The organism is Kribbella sp. NBC_00359, from assembly GCF_036097425.1.
Taxonomy (GTDB): domain Bacteria; phylum Actinomycetota; class Actinomycetes; order Propionibacteriales; family Kribbellaceae; genus Kribbella.
The window spans coordinates 8,175,845-8,197,419 of sequence record NZ_CP107975.1 but is presented as its reverse complement, the minus strand read 5'-3'; the positions used below and the strand labels follow the sequence as shown (position 1 = coordinate 8,197,419).

At 68.8% G+C, this 21,575-nt stretch carries 20 protein-coding genes; 9 read left to right on the top strand and 11 right to left on the bottom strand.

Annotated features, from left to right (window positions below; translation table 11 throughout):
- Window positions 1–23: 23 nt before the first annotated feature.
- Both OG876_RS39760 and OG876_RS39755 read right to left on the bottom strand, forming a co-directional pair.
- Entirely contained in the window at window positions 24–746 is a 723-nt protein-coding gene (locus tag OG876_RS39760) for a hypothetical protein (RefSeq protein WP_328521894.1), read from the bottom strand.
- Window positions 747–943: 197 nt separating this feature from the next.
- The gene (locus OG876_RS39755) at window positions 944–1,771 is read right to left on the bottom strand and encodes an alpha/beta fold hydrolase (RefSeq protein ID WP_328521893.1); all 828 of its coding nucleotides are present in this window, start codon (window positions 1,769–1,771) and stop codon (window positions 944–946) included.
- 39 nt (window positions 1,772–1,810) lie between these two features.
- Here OG876_RS39755 and OG876_RS39750 point away from each other — a divergent pair, with 39 nt between their 5' ends.
- The gene (locus tag OG876_RS39750) at window positions 1,811–2,275 is read left to right on the top strand and encodes a MarR family winged helix-turn-helix transcriptional regulator (protein WP_328521892.1); all 465 of its coding nucleotides are present in this window, start codon (window positions 1,811–1,813) and stop codon (window positions 2,273–2,275) included.
- 48 nt (window positions 2,276–2,323) lie between these two features.
- On the opposite strand, the gene qcrB is transcribed toward OG876_RS39750, so the two are convergent.
- Genes qcrB through ctaE form a run of 4 tightly spaced genes read right to left on the bottom strand, consistent with a single transcriptional unit; the run spans window position 2,324 to window position 6,562 of the window.
- A complete protein-coding gene (qcrB, locus tag OG876_RS39745; protein ID WP_328521891.1) occupies window positions 2,324–3,982 on the bottom strand; it encodes a cytochrome bc1 complex cytochrome b subunit in 1,659 nt (552 codons plus the stop codon).
- A gap of 5 nt (window positions 3,983–3,987) precedes the next feature.
- Window positions 3,988–5,040 (bottom strand): cytochrome bc1 complex Rieske iron-sulfur subunit, encoded by a 1,053-nt coding sequence (gene qcrA, locus OG876_RS39740; RefSeq protein ID WP_328521890.1) that lies wholly within the window; start codon window positions 5,038–5,040, stop codon window positions 3,988–3,990.
- A complete protein-coding gene (gene qcrC / locus OG876_RS39735; RefSeq protein WP_328521889.1) occupies window positions 5,037–5,903 on the bottom strand; it encodes a cytochrome bc1 complex diheme cytochrome c subunit in 867 nt (288 codons plus the stop codon). Before qcrC ends, qcrA begins: the two co-directional genes overlap by 4 nt.
- Window positions 5,900–6,562 carry an aa3-type cytochrome oxidase subunit III gene (gene ctaE / locus OG876_RS39730; RefSeq protein ID WP_442914060.1) on the bottom strand — a complete coding sequence of 221 codons (663 nt, stop codon included), beginning with the start codon at window positions 6,560–6,562 and terminating at the stop codon, window positions 5,900–5,902. The genes qcrC and ctaE overlap by 4 nt, the downstream gene beginning before the upstream one ends.
- Before the next feature lie 82 nt (window positions 6,563–6,644).
- Here ctaE and OG876_RS39725 point away from each other — a divergent pair, with 82 nt between their 5' ends.
- From OG876_RS39725 to trpD, 3 genes are read left to right on the top strand one after another with little or no spacing between them, the layout of a single operon-like run.
- Entirely contained in the window at window positions 6,645–7,562 is a 918-nt protein-coding gene (locus OG876_RS39725; RefSeq protein ID WP_328521887.1) for a cytochrome c oxidase assembly protein, read from the top strand.
- A 46-nt stretch (window positions 7,563–7,608) separates the two neighbouring features.
- On the top strand, window positions 7,609–8,028 hold the full coding sequence (locus tag OG876_RS39720) for an Rv3143 family two-component system response regulator (RefSeq protein WP_328521886.1): 420 nt from the start codon (window positions 7,609–7,611) through the stop codon (window positions 8,026–8,028).
- Between the two features lie 6 nt (window positions 8,029–8,034).
- Complete coding sequence (gene trpD / locus OG876_RS39715) at window positions 8,035–9,084, top strand: anthranilate phosphoribosyltransferase (RefSeq protein ID WP_328521885.1); 1,050 nt, start codon at window positions 8,035–8,037, stop codon at window positions 9,082–9,084.
- 33 nt (window positions 9,085–9,117) lie between these two features.
- On the opposite strand, the gene OG876_RS39710 is transcribed toward trpD, so the two are convergent.
- Window positions 9,118–9,843, bottom strand: a complete 726-nt coding sequence (locus OG876_RS39710) for a hypothetical protein (RefSeq protein ID WP_328521884.1) — start codon at window positions 9,841–9,843, stop codon at window positions 9,118–9,120.
- Window positions 9,844–10,149: 306 nt separating this feature from the next.
- Between OG876_RS39710 and OG876_RS39705 the strand changes: the two genes are divergently transcribed.
- Window positions 10,150–10,458, top strand: a complete 309-nt coding sequence (locus OG876_RS39705) for a hypothetical protein (protein WP_328521883.1) — start codon at window positions 10,150–10,152, stop codon at window positions 10,456–10,458.
- A gap of 964 nt (window positions 10,459–11,422) precedes the next feature.
- On the opposite strand, the gene OG876_RS39700 is transcribed toward OG876_RS39705, so the two are convergent.
- The 3 genes from OG876_RS39700 to OG876_RS39690 form a co-directional block, all read right to left on the bottom strand.
- Window positions 11,423–14,809 (bottom strand): hypothetical protein, encoded by a 3,387-nt coding sequence (locus OG876_RS39700; protein ID WP_328521882.1) that lies wholly within the window; start codon window positions 14,807–14,809, stop codon window positions 11,423–11,425.
- Between the two features lie 51 nt (window positions 14,810–14,860).
- Window positions 14,861–15,148, bottom strand: a complete 288-nt coding sequence (locus OG876_RS39695) for an Lrp/AsnC family transcriptional regulator (protein WP_328521881.1) — start codon at window positions 15,146–15,148, stop codon at window positions 14,861–14,863.
- A gap of 89 nt (window positions 15,149–15,237) precedes the next feature.
- Window positions 15,238–16,029, bottom strand: coding sequence for a helix-turn-helix transcriptional regulator (locus OG876_RS39690; RefSeq protein ID WP_328521880.1), 792 nt, complete (start codon window positions 16,027–16,029; stop codon window positions 15,238–15,240).
- A gap of 123 nt (window positions 16,030–16,152) precedes the next feature.
- Here OG876_RS39690 and OG876_RS39685 point away from each other — a divergent pair, with 123 nt between their 5' ends.
- Window positions 16,153–16,566, top strand: a complete 414-nt coding sequence (locus OG876_RS39685; RefSeq protein ID WP_328521879.1) for a hypothetical protein — start codon at window positions 16,153–16,155, stop codon at window positions 16,564–16,566.
- On the opposite strand, the gene OG876_RS39680 is transcribed toward OG876_RS39685, so the two are convergent.
- Entirely contained in the window at window positions 16,563–18,356 is a 1,794-nt protein-coding gene (locus OG876_RS39680) for a DEDD exonuclease domain-containing protein (RefSeq protein ID WP_328521878.1), read from the bottom strand. The genes OG876_RS39685 and OG876_RS39680 overlap by 4 nt on opposite strands.
- 174 nt (window positions 18,357–18,530) lie before the next feature.
- On the opposite strand from OG876_RS39680, the gene OG876_RS39675 reads away from it, so the two are divergent.
- The 3 genes from OG876_RS39675 to OG876_RS39665 all read left to right on the top strand — a co-directional run bounded on the left by OG876_RS39675 (window position 18,531) and on the right by OG876_RS39665 (window position 21,443).
- The gene (locus OG876_RS39675) at window positions 18,531–19,838 is read left to right on the top strand and encodes an NYN domain-containing protein (protein WP_328521877.1); all 1,308 of its coding nucleotides are present in this window, start codon (window positions 18,531–18,533) and stop codon (window positions 19,836–19,838) included.
- 70 nt (window positions 19,839–19,908) lie between these two features.
- Window positions 19,909–20,178, top strand: coding sequence for a hypothetical protein (locus tag OG876_RS39670; RefSeq protein ID WP_328521876.1), 270 nt, complete (start codon window positions 19,909–19,911; stop codon window positions 20,176–20,178).
- Between the two features lie 215 nt (window positions 20,179–20,393).
- Complete coding sequence (locus OG876_RS39665; protein ID WP_328521875.1) at window positions 20,394–21,443, top strand: NlpC/P60 family protein; 1,050 nt, start codon at window positions 20,394–20,396, stop codon at window positions 21,441–21,443.
- The last annotated feature ends 132 nt before the right edge of the window (window positions 21,444–21,575 follow it).

Here is a 21,575-nt window from a genome sequence, read left to right as displayed (position 1 = left end):
GGTCCGACGCACTCGGACCGCCCTCAAGCTTTTGCACCGAACCATGCGAGCTGGGTCCAATCCTCCATCGCAGTCGTCATGATCTTCTTCACCGCCGTCTTCGATTGCTCGAGTGCGAGATCGATGAAGCACTGACAGCGGCGCAAGTCTTCGCCGTTCAGAAGGCACAGCAGAACACCGGTGACTTGCACACCGCGAGCAGCGGCGATCGCCTTCGCATCGAGAGGCAATGGGATGTGTTCGATCAGTTCCCGAGCGAACCGCTTCGCGAGGTCGCCGAGACCGAACAAGGACAAGACTCCGCCACCAAGCACACCAAGGAGTTCATGCGCCTTGGCTTTCGCCGCGAGAATGAGCTTCGCGACCTCTGCGAGCGCTTTACAGTGACGACGGCGCCTCGCACGGATGAGCTTTCTGAACGTCTCCGATGATGCGTAGTCAGCGGCGCGCCCAGCGACGGCCTCCTGCCAGCCATCGGTGACTGCATCTGCGCAGAATTGAATAGCGCTGTCGACTCGCTCCTGTTTTGCAGGTGTGAGGCGGTCGTAGGAGCGATCTCGCGGCTCGGTTGGCTTGCGGCCCGCGCGTGAGCGCCTGGTCGCATTGCCGCGCGAGTTGCGGTTTGGTGTTCTTCGAACGGTGGTCCGTCGCTGCCCAATCGATCGAGCGCCACTCGAAGCCCTTCGCCGTGTTGTGGAGCGCTTGGGCCTGGCGACTGGCGCGTGCTTGTGTTGCCAGCAGCGCATGCCCTCCTCCTTGACAGGATTCTTGCAGCGCCGACCGTTGGGTTTGATTGCCCTGCACTTGGCCACATAAGAATGATCAGCTGTTCAGGTCTGGACCGCATTGGATGCGGTGTGTCTCATTGCCGAGCTCAACTCAAGGCTTCAACGGCAGGTCGCGGAGGTCGTCGCCATGAGCAACCGGGAGGGGGTCGTTTGTTTCAGGCGGAGAAGTTCTGGGCTAGCGCCGGCGCGACCTCGTCGGCGTGGAGGGTTGGCAGGGAGTGGTGGGTGGCTTCGGGCAGGCGTACGACGGTGGCCGACGGGGTGAGCGTGGTGACGCGCTGGGTGAGCTTGTCGGGGTTGTGGCTCTTGGTGCGGCCGGCGACGAAGACCAGGGGAGCGGGGAGGGTGCGCAGTTGGTCGTCGGTGGGGTGCTTCGGGCGGACGAACGGGGTGGACGGCTGCTCGGCGGCGAGGCCGGCGAGCTCCAGCCAGCCCGGGTCGACAGGTAGTCCCTGGGTCTCCCAGCGGAGGAACGACGTCGTGCGATCCCTCGAGGGGCGGAGAAGACCCGGCAACCCTCGCAGGACATAGGGGAGTCGGAGGCCGAGGTAGCTGTCGGTGGGGTCGATGAGCGCCAGCCGGCGCACGCGGTCCGGGTGCGCGAGCGTGTAGGTCAGCGCGATCCACGAGCCGTACGAGTGACCGCAGAGCGCGGTCTGGTCGAGCCCGAGCTTGTCGAGGCTGTTGGTCAGCCAGGTATGCAGGTCGTCCGGCGTCTTCGGCCTCCGGCCGGTGTTGGTACTGCGACCCGCGTCGATGATCAGGTCGATCGCATAGACGCGGTACCGCTCAGCGAGCCGCGGCGCGACGGCGAACCACACCGGCGAGGTCGCCCCGTACCCAGGAAGCAGTACGACGGGTGGGCCGTCGGCCGGGCCACAGGCGTTCACGTGCGTGGTGCCGAACTCGTCCGGGAGCTCGAGTTGCTCCACCGGGACTCGCCAGCGGGCGAGGAGAGCGTCGTACGCGTCCTGGAAGGTCATGAGCCGAGAATAGCTCACTCAGTGAGGTAATCTGTTGGCATGCGTGAAGGAGTACGGCCGGCCGATCCCGAGCGGGCGGCAGCGCTGGAGGTGGTGCACCTGCTGCGTGAGGTCGCGGTGCGGCTCGAGCTGGCGGCGGGGGAGTTCGCCCGGACGACCGGCTTGCACGGCACCGACGTACGGGCGCTCATCCGCCTCCTGGACGCCGAACGGGCCGGCCTGGACGCCACGCCGAGCTGGCTCGCTCAGCAGCTCGGGATGACCTCTCAGGCGACGACAGCCGTGATCCACCGGCTGGAGGCCGCCGGTCACGTCGAACGCCTCAGAAGCCGCTCGGACGGCCGCAGCGCCCACCTCCAGGTCTCCGACACCGCGATCGCCCTCGGCTGGCAGTTCTTCGGCCCGCTCCTCGACGGCCTGATCGCCATCACCCAAGCCCTTGCCCCCGGCGACCAATCGCTGGTCAAGGACTACCTGACCGCGGTCTCCCAGGCGCTCGGATAAACGAGAAGGCCCCGGCGTGATGCCGGGGCCTTCTCGTTCGGTACGACGTCAGGAGCGGTCGCTGGTGACCTCGCGGTAGGTCTCCGTCTCGCTCAGGTCGTGGATCTCGTCGGAGTCGTGAGCGTGCTCGTGACCCTCCTCGAGCTCCTCCCGGGTCGGCTTCTGCACCGCGTCGGCGAAGTAGAACCGGGACAGCCGCGCGCGGAGCTTGTTCAGGGCCCGGCGCGGGGCGCGGACGCCGTTGTCGTCGGTCTCCGGACCGATGTCGAGCGGCAGCAGCCGGTCCCGGGCCGTGAGGGTGTACGACTCGTAGGTGCCGATCGGCTCGTGCCGCTCGGTGTACTTGCCCTCGGGGGAGCGGACGATCACACCGGTCTCCAGGCCGTGCAGCAGCCGGTCGTTGTCGGCGCGCTGCAGCGAGATCGCGATCCGCCGCGTCACCCAGAACGCCAGCACCGGGCCGAGGAACACCGCGAACCGGAGGAACCAGGTCACGTGGTTCAGCGACACCCCGAAGTGGGTGGCGATCAGGTCGTTGCCACCACCGATCCAGAGCAGGGCGTAGAAGGTGATGAACGCGGCGCCGATACCGGTCCGGGTCGGCATGTTGCGCGGCCGGTCCAGCAGGTGGTGCTCGCGCTTGTCACCGGTGATCCAGCCCTCGATGAACGGATAGGCCGCGACCAGGGTGACGAAGGCAGGAGGTATCAGCAGGGCCGGGATGATCAGGTTCCAGCTCAGTGTGATGCCCCAGAAGTGCGACTCGAAGCCGGGCATTATTCGGACCGAGCCTTCCAGCCAGCCCATGTACCAGTCCGGCTGGGATCCCGCCGTCACTTCTGACGGGTTGTACGGGCCGTACAGCCAGACCGGGTTGATCTGCAGCAGGGCGCCCATCAGCGCAGTGATGCCGAAGACGACGAAGAAGAAGCCGCCGGCCTTGGCCATGTACACCGGCATCAGCGGGTAGCCGACCACGTTGTTGTTGGTCCGGCCGGGACCCGGGTACTGCGTGTGCTTGTGGTACACGACCAGGAACAGGTGGACCGTGACGAGGGCAAGGATCAACCCCGGTATCAGCAGCACGTGCACGGTGAAGAACCGGGACACCATCTGGTCGCCCGGGAACTCGCCACCGAAGATGAAGAAACTCAGATACGTGCCGATCACCGGGGACGCCTGGATCATGCCCTGGGTGATCCGCAGACCGGTGCCGGACAGCAGGTCGTCCGGCAGGCCGTATCCGATGAAGCCCTCGATGATGCCGAGGAACAGCATCGTGAACCCGATCACCCAGTTGAGCTCGCGCGGCTTGCGGAACGCGCCGGTGAAGAAGATGCGGAGCAGGTGCACCATCATCGCGGCGATGAACAGCACCGCGGCCCAGTGGTGGATCTGCCGCATCAGCAGCCCGCCGCGGACGTCGAACGAGATGTTCAGCGTCGACGCGTAGGCGTCGGACATGTGCAGGCCCTTGAGCAGGCTGTACGAGCCCTGGTACTCGACCTCGGCCATCGACGGCTTGAACCAGAAGGTCAGGAAGATGCCGGTCAGGATCAGGATGATGAAGCTGTACAGCGCGATCTCGCCGAGCATGAACGACCAGTGGTCCGGGAAGACCTTGCGCAGGTTCTTCCGGCCGATCTTGCCGATCCCGAGGCGATCGTCGAGATACTTGACCGGCCCGGGGAACTCTTTGTCTGACACTGCAGTCACCCTCGTTCGAAGAAGCTCGGGCCGACCGGCTCAAGGAAGCCGCTCTGCGCAACCAGGTAGCCCTCGCTGTCCACCGTCAAGGGTAGCTGAGGCAGCGGACGGGCGGCGGGGCCGAAGACGACCTTGGCGCCGTCGGCCAGGTCGAAGGTCGACTGGTGGCACGGGCAGAGCACGTGGTGGGTGGTCTGCTCGTACAGCGAGATCGGGCAGCCGACGTGGGTGCAGATCTTGGAGTAGCACAGGATGCCGTCGACACCCCAGTTCTCCCGCCCGGGCGGGGTCTGGATCTCGCTCGGCCTGATCCGGACCATGATCACCGCGGACTTCGCCCGCTGGTTCTGGTACGCGACCGCGCTCACGTCCTGCAGCGCCTGGAGGTTGGACGGGATCGCGTTCACCAACTGGCCGATGACCATGTCCGAGGGCCTGATCGGGCGGCCCGTGACGTCGTTGACGACCCGGATGCCCTTCGCCCAGATCGTGTTGTACAGGCTGCGGCCGGGCAGCGGACCCAGGTCGCGCAGCAGCACGATGGCCGGCAGGCCGAGCAGGGCCATCGCGGCGATCAGCGAGCGGCGGATCATCTTGCGCCGGCCGAAACCGGACTCCGCGGCACCCTGCTTGAACGCCTCGGTGATCTCGGCGATCTGCTCCGGCGACGAGTTCGCCGGGTGCCGCTCCTCGGAGATCTCCTCGTCGACCATCAGCTTCTTGGCCCACTGGATCGCGCCGGCGCCGATCAGGAACAGCGCCAGTCCCAGACACAGGCCGATCGTCATGTTGTTCGCGTTGCCGGACAGCGGGCCGAAGACGATCCGGCCGTCCCGCGGGATGGCGAAGTACGCCACACACGAGCCGAGCGCGAGCAGGGCGGCCAGGGTGAACATGGTCGACACCTGGCGCTCGACCCGGTCGGCCGCCTTCGGGTCGATGTCGGTGATCCGGTACTCGTGCGGCTCGATGCCCGGGTCCGGGATCGGCTCCGCCACCTGTACCTGGCTGTGCTCCTCGTCCGCCTTCACGGCGGGAAGGTTCTCGTCGTGACTCATTCGGCCTTCGCTCCCTTGGCCTTGACGCCCTTGGCGCCGATCCAGACCGCTACGCAGACCAGCAGGCCGATACCGACCAGCCAGCCCCACAGACCCTCCGAGACCGGGCCGAGCCGGCCGAGACCGAAGCCACCCGGGTCCTTCTGATTCTGCAGTGCCTTCAGATACGCGATGATGTCGCGCTTGTCCTGCGGCGTCATCACCTGGTCGGAGAAGACCGGCATCTGCTGCGGGCCGGTCAGCATCGCCTCGTAGATGTGCTTCTCACTGACGCCCATCAGCGACGGCGCGTACTTGCCGTTCGGCAGTGCGCCACCGCGGCCGGCGAAGTTGTGGCAGGCCGTGCAGTTGGTGCGGAACAGCTCGCCACCGCGGGTGACCTGCTCGTCGGTGGCCTTGCTGACGTCGTACGACTCCTGCGCCGGGACCGCCGGGCCGGGGGCGAGCGAGGCGACGTACGCGGCCAGCGCCTCGATCTCCGCCTGGGTGTAGGCCGGCTCCTTGCGCGGGACCTGCGAGCCCGTCTGCATCGCGGGCATCCGGCCGGTGCCGACCTGGAAGTCGACCGCGGCCGCACCGACGCCGATCAGCGACGGGCCGGCCATCTTGCCCTCGCCGTTGGTGCCGCCCTCGGCGTTCAGGCCGTGGCAGCTGGCGCAACCGACCGCGAAGAGCTTCTTGCCCTCCTCGATCTGCTGGGACTGGGCCGAGTTGTCCGCGACCGCGTTGTCAGGGGCGAAGGCGGCGTACGCCGAACCCACTGCCAAGAGGCCGAACAGGAGCACGACGAGGCCGGCTGACCGGTGCCGTCGACGTGCGGAGAGGAAGCGCGCCGGTGACAAGGAAAGTCTCTTCTCACTCATTTGAGCAGGTAGATGGTCGCGAACAGGGCGATCCAGACCACGTCGACGAAGTGCCAGTAGTAGGACACGACGATCGCCGAGACGGCCTGTTCGTGGGTGAACTTACGAGCCATGTACGTCCTGGCCAGGACGAACACGAAAGCGATGAGACCGCCGGTCACGTGCAGACCGTGGAACCCGGTGGCCAGATAGAAGACCGATCCGTACGGCGACGACGAGATCGTCATGCCCTCGTGGACCAGGTTCGCGTACTCGGTGACCTGGCCGGCGATGAAGGTCGCGCCCATCAGGTACGTGAGGATGAACCACTCACGCATACCCCAGTTGCGCGGATTCGCCAGCGGGCCGGTCCGGCCCACCTTGCCGTGCTCGGCGGCGAACACACCGGCCTGGCAGGTGAACGACGACGCGACCAGGATGAACGTGTTCACCGAGGCGAACGTGACGTTCAGCTGCGCGGTCGAGACGTCCCAGAGCGTCTCCGTGCCGGGCGCGGCGGAAGCGGTCGTCACCGACCGGATCGTGAAGTACGCCGCGAACAGGGCGGCGAAGAACATCAGTTCGCTCGAGAGCCAGACGATCGTGCCGACACTGACCATGCTGGGACGGTCGTGGTGTCCGTGTTCACGAGACGCTGGGAGCGCGGTTGCAGTGGCCACGCCGTCATTATGTCGGTCCGGGTATCAACCGCCACGACCACCCCCATGCATGTCGTCAACTCGTTGTTCTTACTGTTGAAGCGTGCTTCCCCTCCACGCCACGCCCGGCGACCAGATCGAGCCGTTCACGCCGCTGCGGTTGCTGACGGCATGGACCTTCGAACCGGTGTTACTCGGCGTGATCGTGATCCTCGGCGGCCTTTATCTGTACGGCGTCCACAAGCTGCGCAAGCGGGGTGACAAGTGGTCCCGGGGCCGCACGTTCTCGTTCGTCGGCGTGGGGCTCGGAAGTGCCGTGATCGCGACCCAATCGGCGCTGGGGACGTACGACACGGTGCTGATCAGTGTGCACATGGTCCAGCACATGATCCTGTCGATGCTGTCGCCGCTGGCGATGGCGCTCGGCGCGCCGATCACGCTGGCGTTGCGGACGCTTCCGCAGCGTCCCCGGAAGTGGTTGCTCTCCGTGTTGCATTCCCGGCTCGCGAAGGTGCTCTGCTTCCCGCTCGTCGGCTTCACCCTGTTCGTGCTGAGCCCCTGGGCGCTCTATTTCAGCGGCTGGTACGACGCCACCCTGCACTCGACCGTGTTGCACGACCTACTGCATGTCCACTTCATCCTGGTCGGCTCGCTCTTCTTCTGGCCGCTGCTCGGGATCGACCCGGTGCCGGGGCGCGTGATCTACCCGTTCCGGCTGCTGTTGATATTCCTCACACTGCCGTTCCACGCGTTCCTCGGCATCACGATCATGTCCGCGAACAAGCTGATCGCCGAGGACTGGTACACGAGCTTCGGCCGCTCCTGGCCGCCGTCGCCGTTGCGCGACCAGTACATCGCCGGCGGCCTGCTCTGGGGCTCCGGTGACCTCATCGGCGTGGTGTTCTTCGCCGTACTGTTCGTCCAATGGGTGCGCGAGTCGCAGCGCGAGGCGCGCCGGGAGGATCGCCGGCTGGACCGGTTGGAGGAACAGGCTCGCCGGGCCGCGCAGCCACCCCGGTAGCATTCGCGGTGTCCAGTCTTCTTAGAACACAGCTTGGGATGGATCGATGAGTTCAGAGCGTCCGCTGAAGGTGCTGGTCTACAGCGACGACCGTACGACGCGGGAGTCCGTCCGGCTGGCCCTGGGCAAGCGGCCGGCCGCCGATCTGCCCGAGCTCGAGTACGTCGAGTGCGCGACCGAGCCGGCCGTGATCAAGACCATGGACAAGGGCGGGATCGACCTGGCCATCCTGGACGGCGAGGCCGTGCCGGCCGGTGGCATGGGCATCGCCCGGCAGCTGAAGGACGAGATCTTCCAGTGCCCGCCGCTGCTCGTCATCACCGGCCGTCCGCAGGACGCCTGGCTGGCGACCTGGTCGCGGGCCGAAGGCGCGGTCTCGCACCCGATCGACCCGCTCCGGCTGGCCGAGGTCACCGCAGACCTGCTCCGGCAGCGGCTGGCCACGCTGCCCGCCACCACTGCCTGACGGACGATGGCCGAGTCGAATTACACCTGGCCGCAGGTTCTCAACCCGTTGTTGCGGCGTGAGGACCTGGAGGCATCCGCCACCGCGTGGGCGATGGAACAGATCCTGTCCGGCGCGGCGTCGCCGGCGCAGCTCGCCGGCTTCGTGATCGCGCTGCGGGCCAAGGGCGAGACCGTGACCGAGGTCGAGGGCCTGGTCGCGACGATGCGCGAGTTCGCCGGCAAGGTCTCAGTGCCGGGCCGGACGCTGGACGTGGTCGGCACCGGCGGTGACCAAGCCCACACCGTGAACATCAGCACGATGGCGGCGATCGTCGCCGCGGGTGCGGGCGCAAAGGTGGTCAAGCACGGCAACCGTGCGGCTTCGTCGGCGTGCGGTGCGGCCGACGTGCTCGAGGAGCTGGGCATTCCGCTCGACCTCACCGCCGCGCAGGTCGCCGAGGTGGGGGAGCGGGCCGGGATCACCTTCTGCTTCGCTTCCGCGTTCCACCCGGCGTTGCGGCATGCCGCCGTACCTCGGCGTGAGCTCGGCGTGCCGACGACGTTCAACCTGCTTGGGCCGCTGGCGAACCCGGGTGATCCGTCGGCGCAGGCGGTCGGCGTTGCGGACCAGCGGATCGCCGGGCTGATCGCCGGCGTGCTGGCGCGGCGTGGGATTGATGCGCTGGTCTTCCATGGTGACGACGGGCTCGACGAACTGACCACGCGGACGACGTCGCAGGTGTGGGTCGTCGGCGGTGGGTCGGTGGATGGGCCGTTCACGGTGGATCCGCGGGAACTCGGGATCGAGCCGGTGGGCGCGGACGCGTTGCGGGGCGCGGATGCGTCGTACAACGCGAAGGTCGTCCGGGCGCTGGTCGACGGTGAGCCGGGGGCGGTGCGGGACGTCGTACTGCTGAACGCCGGGGCGGCGCTGGCGGCTTATGAGCCGTTGCCGGGGGACATCACCAGCCGGATCCGGAGTGGGATGGATCGCGCCGCGGAGGCGATCGACTCCGGTGCGGCGAAGGAGACACTGGATCGGTGGATCGCGGCTTGCGCCGACGTGCGCGGCTGACCGGCGGGGGAGTCCCCGCCGGCCCTTTGCGCGTTATCCGTTGATCTTGATCTGGCTGACCTTGAAGCGCCAGACCTTCTGCCAGTCCGGCGTGGACCCGGCGATGTCGGCGATGGCCACGTCCGCGGTGCCGTTGCCGCGGTCGATCACCGCGATCATCACCGTCGAGAAGGTCTCCTTGACACCGGGCTGATTCACCACGACCTTGGCGACGAGCTCGTGGCCGGGGTGGCCGCCGACCGTGATCGCCTTGTGGGTGGTGCCGGGCAGGATCTTGACGTTCTTGGTGTACAGGCCGATGATCGCCCGCGACCCCGCCTGCACCGCGGCCTCCTTCAGGCCGGCCGCCGTGTTCTTGTACGGGATGTCGGGAGCCAGTTGCCCGAACGCCGCGTAGTTTCCCCAGTTGTTGCCCTTGCCGTCGTAGTTCTTGTGCACGGTGAACCAGATCGCCGCGCCGCCCCACAGGCCGGTCTCGTCGTCGTAGTTCGTCCAGGCCGAACTCATGATCGGCATCGTGTCGTTGTTCGCGGCAAGCATCTCGGTGCCCAGCACCTTGCCGAACGGCCTGGGCGTCTCGGACGGCTTCACCGACGGACTGACCGTCTCGATCGGCGCCTGATTCCCCGAGGGCAACGCGACGGGAGACACGGCGTCCGCCTTGTTCCAGATCCAGCCGACACTCAGCCCCGTTGTCGCCAACGCCGCCAGCACCAACACCAACGCCCCCACCAACCGAGCCCTGGTCCCAGCATCCATCGGCGCCTTCCCACCGCGCCCCGCCCGCCCAGTCACCCCATACTCAGCCGACCCGCGCGCCTCCTGACCCGCCTGCTGCCCGTACTCCGCCGGACCACCCTGCTGCGCGTGCGGCGGCTGCCCGGCGTGCCGACCATGCGACGGCCCACCAGCCAATTGCCCGTACGCCGCTGGCGCGCCCTGCTGCCCGTGTGCCGGGTGACCGGGTTGCCCGGCGGACCCCGCCGCCTGCGGCCCACCGTACGAGGGCTGCGGCTGCCCCAGCTGAGGCGCCCCCACCTGCGGCCGACCGGGTTGCGTCTGCCCGTGCTGAGGCTGCCAGCCACCTTGCTGCTGATACCCAGCCGACTGTTGTCCGAGCGGCTGCTGCCCACCGTGCCGCGCCGGAGGCGACTGCAGTCCCCACATCGGCTGTCCACCGGCCGGCTGTCCACCGGCCGGCTGTCCACCGGCCTGCTGTGCACCCGCTTGCTGTGCACCGGGCCGCTGTGCGCCGGCCTGCTGGGCGCCCGCTTGCTGGGGACTCTGCTGTTGCCGGCTGAGCTGCTGTGCATTGGGCTGTGGACCGGCGTGCTGCCCACCGGCCTGCTGTGCACCCGCTTGATTGGGGCCTAGCTGTTGCAGAACGGGCTGCGGTGCGTTTGGCTGCTGCGGGCTGGCGTGCTGCGGGCCGGCCTGCTGGGCGCCTGCTTGCTGGGGATTCTGCTGCTGCGACCAGGGCTGCTGGCCGCCAGCCTGCCCCGGCCCGGCCTGCCATCCGCCAGGCTGTTGCGGTCCGGCCTGCTGGGCGCCCGCTTGCTGCGGACCGGCCTGCTGCTGTGGCCAAGGCTGTTGCTGGGTCCAGTGGTGCTGGGCAGGCGGCTGCTGAGGTGCCGCGTGTTGCGGCGCCGAGTGTTGTGGCGCCGACGGAGGTTGCTGCCCGGGGCCCTGCTCGTACGGCTGCTGCGGACCCGGGTGCTGCGCGGGCAACGACGTACCAGCAGGCGACTGCCGGCCCTCGGCGGACTGCACCGGCGGGGGAGGAGGAGGCGGCGCCGGCGCGGGCGACTGTCCGAACAACGGATCAGACGACCCACCACCCAACGCATCAGCCCCGGACTGCGCAGACACCGCAGACCGCCCGGACACCGCAGACTGCCCGGACACCGCGGACTGCCCCGACACCGTGGACTGCCCGGACTGCCCGGCCACCGCGGACTGCCCCGACACCGTGGACTGCCCGGACTGCCCGGCCACCGCGGACTGCCCCGACACCGTGGACTGCCCGGACTGCCCGGCCACCGCGGACTGCCCCGACACCGCGGGCTGCGCAGACATCGCCGACAGTCCGGACGCCGCCGACTGCCCGGACACCGCGGACTGCGTGCTTGGCGTTGGTGGGGCTTGGGGTGTGCCGGTTAGTGGATCGCTGGAGGGCGGCACCAGGCCCGGAGCCGACGGGTCCGCGTCCGCGGGGGGCGGGGTCGGCGGGTGGGCTTGTGGTTGGTCGCCGTACTGCGGGGTGTCGCCGGAGCCATGTGGGGGCGCACTGTGGCGGGCGGGCGGCCGCTGGGGCGGTTGTGGGGTCTGGTTTTCGTTCTCAGCCAACGTTGATTCCCTTGTAGGCCTGACTCTCGGCCGCCCTCAGATCCGGCCGGGTGTTGGGGATGTCGCTGATGTACGCGACTGCAGTGCCGTCACCGAGGTCGAAAACGGCCACAGTCAGGGTAAGCACTCGAGCGGTCACCTTGGCCGACTTCGCGGTCACCGTCTGCTGGAAGAACCAGCCCGTCTTGTCCGAACGCTTCACGGCACCGTTGGCCACCGTCTTGAACGTCACCGGGATATCGCCGTACATGGAGGTCCGCAGCTGGATCGACAGCGCCGCCGCGGTCGCCTTCGGGTCGCCGTTGAAGCCCGAGCCGGTCCCCAGCGCGCCGACAAAGATGTCGGCGTACCAGTCGTTCGTGCCGTCGAACTTCTCCTGCAGTACGACGTACTGCCCGCTGGAGTCGAGCAGCTGCGGCACCAACCGCTTGCGGTCCGACCACGGCGGCGTACGACGGGGGAACGAGATCGCGTCGGACGAGATGCGCGCGCCTTCGTGGAGCTTCGGGTTCTTCGACTGACCTGGCTTTGTGCTGCTCTGGTTCGTCGGCTGGCTGCCGGTCGGCTGTGCGGTCGGCGTGCCGGTGGTGTCCGGTCCTGCCTTCTTGTCGCCGCCCGGGTTGACGATCAGGAACACCGCCGCAATCACCAACATCACCAGCGCAACCGCCGCGCCGATGATCAACGGCACCTTCATCCCCGAAGGCCCGCCACCATCCCCCTTGCCCTTCTTCTCCCGCTTCCCCCCACGCCCAGCCCCACCCGCCCCCAGCTCCTGCTGTCCACCACCCCAAGCCTCATCCTCCTCCCCCCAAGCCCGAGGACCAGTCTCCTGGCCCCCAACCACCTGCTGCGCCCCCCACGCCCCAGCCCCACTCTGCTGCCCACCCCCACCCACCTGCTGCGCCCCCCACGCCGCAGCCCCGCTCTGCTGCTCACCCACAACCGCCTGCTGTGCCCCCCACGCCGCAGCCGTGCTCTGCTGCTCAGAACCCCACGCCGCACCCGCCGTCTGCTGCTCACTGCCCGAGTTCAAGCTGCCAATCTGCCTGCCACCCCAAGCCTCACCACCACCCTGCTGCCCACCCCAAGCCGCAGCCCCCGCCTCCTGCCCACCGTTCTGTCCGCCACCCCACGACTCCCCGCCGGCCTGCTGCGCACCCCAGCCCTCAGTCCCGCCGCCCGACTGCTGCGCACCCCAAGCCTCTGTCCCGCCGCCCGAGCTCTCGCCGCTGCCGGACTGGCCGCTACGCCACGACTCACCGCCCGACTGCTGCGCACCCCAGGCTTGGCCGCTCTGCTGACCCCAGGCCTCAGTCCCGCCGCCCGACCCCTGGCCGTTGCTGGGCTGGCCGCTACCCCAGTTCTCACCGCTGGACTGCTGCGCACCCCAAGCCGCGGTCCCGCCGCCGGAGCTTTGGCCGTTGTCTTGCTGGCCGTTACCCCAGGACTCGCCGCTTGCCTGCTGGGCGCTCCAAGCCTCTCCGGTCGGCTGCGCACTCTGACCGTTGGCAGTTGCCTGCTGCTCGTCTCCACCCCAGGTTGCAGCGGCCCCCTGGGCGCCCTGGTCACCTACACCCCAGCCGCCGCCATCCGAAGTCGGCTGCCACGGGTCGGTCCCGGCTTGCTCGTGCGCCCAACCACCAGCCTGCCCCGAATCATCCCCACCCTGCTGAGCCGCCCACCCTTGCGCCTGGTCGCCCTGCACGCCGTTCTGCTGAGGCCCCCAGCCCTGGCCCTGCTGACCCTGGGCGCTCTGCTGAGCTCCCCAGGCCTGCGTTTGGGTGCCGTGCGCGCCGTTTTGCTGAGCTCCCCACGCCTGGCCATGCCCGCCGTCCGCGTCAGGCTGCTGAGGTCCCCAGCCCTGCGCTTGGTCGCCCTGCGCCTCGCTTTGCTGAGCTGTCCACGCCTGGCCCTGCTCACTCCCGCCGTTCTGCTGAGCTCCCCACGGCTGGACTCGTGCAGCGTCATCGCCGGCCTGCTGTGCACCGTGGGCCTGGCCCTGGTCGTTGTGACCGGTTTGCTCGGCGCCCCAACTCTGCGCTAGGCCAGCCTGCTCTCCGACTTCCTGCGTGCCCCAGCCTTCGTCCTGCCCGCCGGTCCGTTGCGGGCCGCAGTCCTGGGACTGGTTTGGTCGGCCGTCCTCCTGGGTGCCCCAGGTCTGTGCTGGGTCGGTGTTCTCGCCGGGTTGTTGGGTGCTCCAACCATTTGATTGGTTGGTCTGCTGCGCGGCCCAGGTCTGGTGGTTCTGGTTGGGTTCGGTGCTCCAGGCTGGCTGCACCTGGGTGGGGTCGTCGGTTGCTTCGTCCGGTCCCCATGGCTGGGTGTGGTCTGTCGGCTGCGAGGTCTGCGGATCGTGCTGGTCCTCGGGCTGCGCGCCCCAGGCGGGCTGGATCTGGGTGGGCTCGTCGGCATCTTGCTGCGCGGCCCACGGTTGCTGGTCCTCGGGTTGTGCGGGGTGCTGCGGCTGCTGGTGCGCGCTCGGGGGGCCGGTCCAGCTCACCTCTGACCAACTCTGTGCCTGGGACTCTGCGCTCGTCCCGTCGGAGGTGTCCGCGCCGCCCGCAGCAGGTCCGCCCTTCGCCGCCGTGCCTCCAACCGCGGTGAGGCCGTTGCGTGCGGCGGTTCCGCCGGCTGCGGCGGGTCCTGTGGCTGCGTTGGCTCCGCTGGGTGGGTTGTCTCCGGCGACCGTGTCACTTGCGTCGGCTGCTTTGGCTCCGGCGGTTGCGTTGGGGGTGGGGTCGGTGGCTGGGGTGTCGGTTGGGTCGGGGTCGGCGGGGGGTGGGGCGAGTCTTAGGGTCCAGGACTTTGGGTGGTCTTGGGTGGTTGTCTCGTCGAGGGGGGTGGGTTCGCGTTGGGTCCAGTGTTCTGGTGGGGCGGGGGCGATGACGGGTGCGTTCCAGGTTGCGCGGGCGCGTTCGAACGGGGTCAGGCCGTCCTCGTCGGTTTCAGGATCCTCGTCAGCGGCCGTCTCGGCAGGGGCGGTGGTGTTCTCGGGCTGTCCGACCGCGGACAGGTGCGGTCCACCAGTCGACTGGGTTCGCTCGGCGTTGGCCCAGGGTTGAGCGTTGGCTGGTTGTTGCCACCAGCCCGCGTCCGCGGTGTCGCCTGACTGCTGGGATCCCTCGGACTGCGCCTCACCGGCGGACTGCTGCCACGGGCCGGACCGGACTACGGCGGGCTGCTGCGGGTTGCCGGTCTGTGCGTTGACGGGCTCGGCGGTGGCCGTGGTGGGCTCGGCAGGGTTCGGGTCTGCCGGGCCGGTCGCGGTGAGGTCTTCTTGTTGGGTGCGGTTGGTCCATTGCTTCCCGTTCCACCAGCGGATGGTGTTCGGCTGGCCGGTGGGGTCCGGGTACCAGCCCTCGGGAGGGTTGCTCATGCGTTCACCGTAACTTCAGGTCGTGTCAGCGAGGCCGTGGTTTCCCAGCCCTCAGACACCGTCCTCCTGGCCCAGGCTGAAGGCGGCATCCAGGTCGTGCGTCGAGTACGCGCGGAACGCGATGTGCGTCTCGGTGCTGAGTACGCCAGGCACCCGGTTCACGTGGTCCGGGATGACGGTGGCCAGGTCGTCGTGGTGGGCGACCCGGACCATCGCGATCAGGTCGAGCCCGCCGGTGACGGAGTACACCTCGCTGACGCCCTCGATCGCCGCCACCTGCTCGGCGACCTCCGGGATCCGTGCGACGTCGGCCTTGATGAACACGATCGCGGTGACCATGCCGTCCTCTCCTCGAATCACACACCCCAACCCGCTGAAGCATAGTGCGGACCACCCCCCAACTCGCGCTCCGAGGTACGACGAGCCGGTCAGGTGGGGTCCAGGGCTCGGAGGGCCTTGGCGGTTTGGTCGTCTGCCGGGAGGAACGCTTCCATGCGGAGCTCGGCGACCGTGACATCGACCGCCGTGCCGAAGCGGGTGAGTGTCGTGATCAGTCGCAGGTCGCCGTACTCGGAACGGAGGCAGAGCGGGACCGCGAAGCCCAGGTGCCCCGGCGCCGGCTCTGGGCGCGGTGGGATCAGGGCGGTCAGGTCCTGGATCAGGGCGTCGGACTCGGGCGTCGGGTTCTGCACGGCTTCGCGGGTCAGCGCCTCGATCACGTGCCAGGACCATTGCGCGAAGTTGACGATGCGGGGAGCCAGGCCGGACGGGTCCAGGAGGAGGCGGGGGATGTTGACGGGCGGCGTGAGGAGATGGGCCGAGACGCCCGTCGTCAGCGCGTGGAAGGTGCGGTTCGCGAGCACCAGGTCGCCGCGTCGATCGACGACCACCGCCGGGTACGGTCGATGCCCCTCGAGGATCCCGGTCAGCGCCGTCCGGATCGCCCCGAGCCCCGGTCCGTCGTACGGCGTCTCGTCGTACGCGGGAGCGTAGCCGCCGGCCAGGAGCAGCGCGTTGCGGTCACGGAGCGGGACCTGCAGGGACTCGGCGAGGCGGATGACCATGTCGCGGCCGGGGACCGAGCGGCCGCTCTCGATGAAGCTCACGTGGCGCTGTGTCGTGCCGGCTCGGAGCGCGAGCTCCAGTTGACTCACCCGCCGGCGGTTCCGCCACAGCCGGAGGCCGTTCGACAGGTCGGAGGGGTGCGGCGAGGTCAACATGTTCTCTGTTTAGCGCATCGCACCGACAATCCATACCCAGCAGGGAATTGTCCGAGGTACAGCGCTCTCGGCAAGCTCTGAGGCAGGGGCGGCGAGGGGTCGCCCGGACTCGAGGAGGATGTCTTGTCCGACGCGCAGGAATTGGCCGAGCGGTACGTCGCGATGTGGAACGAACCAGACGCGGAAACGCGACGGAAGGCGATCCAGGAACTGTGGACAGAGGACGGCCTGCATCTGCTCGAACCGCCCGAGGAGATCGTCAAGCGGGCCGAGGAGATCGGCGTCACCGCGACGCTGGAGGCCCGCGGGCACGAGGAACTCGTACGGCGGGTGACGCGGGCGTACGACGAGTTCGTCGCGCCGGGGCAGTTCGTGTTCCGGCCGCACGGTGAGGCCGCGGCCTTGCAGGACATGGTGAAGCTGCGCTGGGAGATGGTGCCGGCCGGCGGTGGAGAGGTGCTTGCGGTAGGCATCGATCTCCTCCTGCTCGCACCCGACGGCAGGATCCGCACCGACTACCAGTTCATCGAGGCCTAGCCAACCCGCGCGGGACCGAGCGGGCGCAGGTGGCGGCGGCGTTCGGTGGGGTGGTGGTGCACGTCGGAGTGGGCGTTGTCGAGGCGGGTGAGGTGGCGGCCGGCGCCGCTGACCGGGCAGGTCCAGGTGCCGTCCATCTCGACCAGGCGGATGCCGGGTTGATCGAGCCAGCGCAGGACCAGCTCGATCTCCTCCGGCGAGGCCGAGGCCACCGGGCCGATGCCGGGCAGCACGGTCTCGGCGGACGCGCGGAGCATGTCCAGGTACTTGCGCGGATCCGTCCCGCGCGGGCTGATCCCGGCCGCCGCGAGCCGGCCGCGGCGGATCACGTGCAGCTCCCAGCCGCCGTCATCGGTCCGCCGGGCCGCGCAGATCTCGGCGCACCCGGTCACCGACGCCATCCGCTGCATCCGCGCCGAGCTGCGCACGAAAGCACTCAGCCGATCCCGGTGGACGGCGGCATCCTCGAACCGCTCGTCGGCCGACAGTACGTCGATCCGCCGGTCCACCGCCTCGACCACGGGCGTCGGATCCACGGTCAGCGCCGTCCGCAGCGCGGTCACGAACTCGCCGTACGAATCCATCGAGATGCGTCCGTCGCACGGGGCCACGCAGCGGCCCATCTCGGCCAGGACGCACGGCGACAACTGCGGGTGCCGTGACATCCGCGCGGTGCACTGCCGGATCGGGAACGCCTCGTGCAGCGCGGCCATCGCGCGCTCGGCCGTCTTCCGCGAGCTGAACGGGCCGAGGTACCCGGCGTCGTCGTCGCGCACCTGTTTCACCAGCGACAAGCGGGGAAACGGTTCGACGGTGACCTTCAGCCAGTGTTGCCGCTCCGGGAACTTCGACCGCCGGTTGTACCGCGGCTTGTGCTCCGCGATCAGCCGCAGTTCGCGGATCTCGGCCTCGAGCGACGTCCCGCACTCGATGCCGCGGACGCCGCTCGCGATGCCGACCATCTCGCCGATCCGGTTGCGGGTCTCGGACGCGGTGAAGTACGACCGGACCCGGGTCCGCAGGTCCTTCGACTTGCCGACGTACAGCACCTCGCCGCGATCGTCGGTGAACAGATACACACCCGGTGCGTGCGGCAACGTTTCGGCCAGGTGCCGCTTCGCGCGCACCGCCGGCGCGACCCGGGACGAGAACGTCTGCAGGTCCTCCAGCGTCTGCACACCGAGCGAGCCGACGCGTTCGAACAGCCCGTGCAGCACGTCGACGGTCGCACGGGCATCCGACAAGGCGCGGTGGTTCGGCGTCGTGGTGGTCCGGAAGAGCTTGGCCAGCGTGCCGAGTTTGCAGTTCGGCGCCTCGTCGGGCGTGATCACCCGGCGCGCCAGCAGCGCGGTGTCGACGACGGCGAAGTCCGGCCAGTCGTACCCGTGCACGAGGCTCTCGTGCTTCAGGAAGCCCATGTCGAACGGCGCGTTGTGCGCCACCATCACGCACCCCTGGGCGAACTCCAGGAAGGCCGGCAGTACAGACTCGATCCGCGGTGACAAGGCAACCATCGAGTTGGTGATGCCGGTCAGTACGGCGATGAACGGCGGGATCGGGTCCGACGGGTTCACCAGCGTCTGGAACTCGCCGATCAGCTCGCCGGCCCGCACCTTCACCGCACCGATCTCGGTGATCCCCGACTCACCCGGCGCGCCGCCCGTGGTCTCCAGGTCGACGACGCAGAACGTGACGTCGCGCAGCGGCGTACCCAGGTCGTCGAAACTCGGCTGGACACCGCGGATCGGCATCAGCGGTTCCGGAGCCGGCGCGCGCACGGGGCTGGTCATGTCCACGACGCTAAGAGCCACCACCGACAATTCCGCAGGTGACACGCGCGGGAGTCGACTAGGCTCTCTGTATGCGTACACAGGCGATCACCGCGATTCCGGGCTTCGTGCCCGCCCGCTGTGGTCTGCATCACTGGCTGAGCCAGGCCAGCATTCCGGCCGGACTGCGGACCGGTGACTGAGGCAGGCACCGCCGCGAGCTCCGCCGCTACGACTTTGCCCGAACCGGTCCGGCAACGGGTTCTCACTCTCGCCGCGCACGCCCTCGGCCAGCTCCCGGCGTCCGACATCCCGGCCCCGTTGCGCCGGTTCGCCAGTTTCGCGCCGGCCAAGCGTGCGAAGTTGTCGGCGTCCGTGCTCGGCCCGATCCTCGAGACCGACGACCACTTCCGCCGGCTCGCGGCCTTCCAGGTACGGCGTGAGCACCCGGAGCTCGGCGATGCCGTGGCCGAGGGCATCCCGGTTCCGACCGCGGATCCGATCGAGGTCGCGGCGCTGGCCTACCTGCTCCGCCCGGACGACTGGGAGCAGCGCGTCGCCGCGGCCGCCCAGATGCCGGTCGAGACGCCGCAGGTCGACGGCGAGGTCGTCAGCAGGCTCTCCGACCAGCTCGATCAGGCCCGGACCGAGACCCGCCAGGTCCGCGAACGGCTTCGTGAACAGGTCAACGAGCTCAAGGCCGAGAACGTCACGCTCCGCCGCAAACTGAACGAGGCGCGTCAGCGCATCAGCGGACTGCAGAGCGATCTCGAGCTCCGGACGACGCAGGCCGAGACAGCCGACGAGCGCGTCGACGCCGCCCGCGCCGAAGTGGAGCGTGAGCTGCGCAAACTCCGCGCCCGCATCACCGAACTGGAAGCGGTCGAACACGCTGCCCGTCGTACGGCGGGACAGGAACGCGAACTCGCATCGACCCGGACCCGCTTGCTGCTGGACACGGTGCTCGAGGCAGCGAGTGGACTGCGGCGCGAACTGGCGTTGCCGCCCGGGGGAGAGCTCAGGCCCGCCGACACAGTGGCCGGGAGAGAACCGGACGCCGCGCCGGTCGGGCGGACCGCACCGGAGGACGATCCGGCGTTGTTCGACGAACTGTTGTCGTTGCCGCAGGTGCATCTGATCATCGACGGCTACAACGTGACGAAGACCGCATGGCCGAACTCACCGTTGCATTCGCAGCGTCAGCGGTTGGTGACCGCGTTGGGTGCGCTGGTCGCCCAACGCAGGATCGAAGTCACGGTCGTCTTCGACGGTGCGGAGCTGTCCGGTCCGGTGCAGCTGAATCCGCCGCGTGGTGTGCGCGTGCGCTTCAGCCCGGCCGGGGTGATCGCCGATGAGGTGATCCGGCAACTGGTCCGCGCCGAGCCCCCAGGACGACCGGTAGTCGTCGTCTCCACCGACCGCGAGGTTGCCGAGAGCATCATCAACCTCGGCGCGCGCTCACTCTCCGCGGCCAGCCTGATCGCACGCATCGCTCGCGCCTGACCACGAAAACTGTCGGCGGCCTTCCCTAGCGTCCTTCTCAGCCGGATGCAAGTCCGGGTGCTTCCCCACCTTGGAGGACGTTGTGCTGATCGACTGCGACGCGTGCGTGATGAAGGGTCCGGGCTGTCAGGACTGCGTGGTCACCGTGGTGCTCGGCTTCGCTGCCGAACGGTCCGGCAGTTTGCGGATCGACGACGACGAGAAGGCCGCCCTGGACGCCCTGGCCGAGTCGGGTCTGGTGCCACCGCTCCGCCTCGTCCACGCTGTCAGCAGTGTCGACCCCGACACTGCTGCCGAAAGCCCTGCGGGTGAAGGTGAAACGGCCGTTGGGTCGGGATGATCCTTCGTTAATTTTGGATCAAACCCGAGGGGCGAATTGCACTGGTTACGAAACGGTCACTACTGTTACCTCTCGTTGCCTCAGGGTGCCGGTTGATCAGACCGGCCGGGCAGCGGTAAGCCGAGGGAGTAACCAGTCGGCACCTGTGGGTGAGACATCCACAGCCGGCGCGGTTGACGGGGACGGCGCGAGCAGAGGAAGGGACCGACCGGGCTGTGTCCACCGGACGCATCAACCGCACCAAGGGAATCGCCCTCGCCGCCATCACCAGCACCGCTGTCATCGCGGGCGTGATCTTCATCCAGGGAGCCGCGGACGCCGATCCGAAGCCCACTCTGGCCCAGGCGAAGGCGCAGGTCGCCGCACTGCAGCACAAGGCGGAGGTCGCGGGTGAGTCGGCCAACGACCTGCGCGGGCAGATCGGCGCCTCGACCGCCCGGGTGAACGCCCTGAAGGCCGCGATCGCCAAGCAGCAGGGCCAGGTCGACACGGTGAAGCGACAGATCGGATCCCTCGCGGTCGCCGGGTACCAGACCTCCGGGATGTCGACGACGGCCCAGTTGCTGCTGTCGCCGAACCCCGATCAGTTCCTCAGCCAGGCGTCGACCGCCCAGGCCTTCGCAGGCCAGCAGGACACGGCGCTGCGCCGCTACCAGCAGGCGCAGGGCAAGCTGACCGACCTGCAGGCCAGTGAGCAGACGGAGTTGTCCGCCCTGCAGGCCGTGCAGTCGCAGCAGGACGCGCTGAAGAAGCAGATCCAGACCAACCTCGACGCCGCCGAGAAGGTGCTCGACAAGCTCAGCGACACCGAGCGCCAGCGGATCGCGCAGGAGAACGCCGACGCGGCCGAGAAGGCCCGCAAGCAGCGTCCGACCCGCAGTGGCGACCGGATGGACAACATCCCGGTGTCCGCCAGCGGGCGCGCCGGCGACGCGGTGTCGGCCGCGCTGTCGCAGCTCGGTGACCCCTACGTGTGGGGCGCCGCCGGTCCCAGCTCTTACGACTGCTCGGGCCTGATGATGTACGCCTGGGGCAAGGCCGGTGTCTCGCTGTCGCATTCGTCGAAGGCGCAGGCCGGCGAGGGCCGCCGGGTCAGCAAGGACCAGTTGATGCCCGGCGACCTGATCTTCTACTACTCGCCGATCAGCCACGTCGCGATGTACCTCGGCAACGGCCGGATCGTGCACGCCCCGCGTCCGGGCAAGTCGGTCGAGATCGCCCCGATGGACGAGATGCCCTACAACACCGCGGTCCGCCCGGGCTGACCTGCGTCCTTGACATACTCATCGGCTCCGGGGGGCACGACCCCCGGAGCCGAGTCGTTTCACGATCATCGGAGTGCCGTAGTGTCGGAGGAGGCACGTAGTGTCCCGCCTGACTGGGGCAGGTGAGCAGCG

Excerpts from the sequence above, each read along its gene's own strand:
- OG876_RS39755 (WP_328521893.1), bottom strand. The coding sequence starts at position 1,771 with ATGACCTTCCAGGACGCGTACGACGCTCTCCTCGCCCGCTGGCGAGTC.
- OG876_RS39750 (WP_328521892.1), top strand. The coding sequence starts at position 1,811 with ATGCGTGAAGGAGTACGGCCGGCCGATCCCGAGCGGGCGGCAGCGCTG.
- trpD (WP_328521885.1), top strand. The coding sequence starts at position 8,035 with ATGGCCGAGTCGAATTACACCTGGCCGCAGGTTCTCAACCCGTTGTTG.
- OG876_RS39690 (WP_328521880.1), bottom strand. The coding sequence starts at position 16,029 with ATGTTGACCTCGCCGCACCCCTCCGACCTGTCGAACGGCCTCCGGCTG.
- OG876_RS39710 (WP_328521884.1), bottom strand. The coding sequence starts at position 9,843 with ATGGATGCTGGGACCAGGGCTCGGTTGGTGGGGGCGTTGGTGTTGGTG.
- OG876_RS39720 (WP_328521886.1), top strand. The coding sequence starts at position 7,609 with ATGAGTTCAGAGCGTCCGCTGAAGGTGCTGGTCTACAGCGACGACCGT.
- OG876_RS39695 (WP_328521881.1), bottom strand. The coding sequence starts at position 15,148 with ATGGTCACCGCGATCGTGTTCATCAAGGCCGACGTCGCACGGATCCCG.
- qcrA (WP_328521890.1), bottom strand. The coding sequence starts at position 5,040 with ATGAGTCACGACGAGAACCTTCCCGCCGTGAAGGCGGACGAGGAGCAC.
- OG876_RS39760 (WP_328521894.1), bottom strand. The coding sequence starts at position 746 with ATGCGCTGCTGGCAACACAAGCACGCGCCAGTCGCCAGGCCCAAGCGC.
- qcrC (WP_328521889.1), bottom strand. The coding sequence starts at position 5,903 with ATGAGTGAGAAGAGACTTTCCTTGTCACCGGCGCGCTTCCTCTCCGCA.
- OG876_RS39680 (WP_328521878.1), bottom strand. The coding sequence starts at position 18,356 with ATGACCAGCCCCGTGCGCGCGCCGGCTCCGGAACCGCTGATGCCGATC.
- OG876_RS39700 (WP_328521882.1), bottom strand. The coding sequence starts at position 14,809 with ATGAGCAACCCTCCCGAGGGCTGGTACCCGGACCCCACCGGCCAGCCG.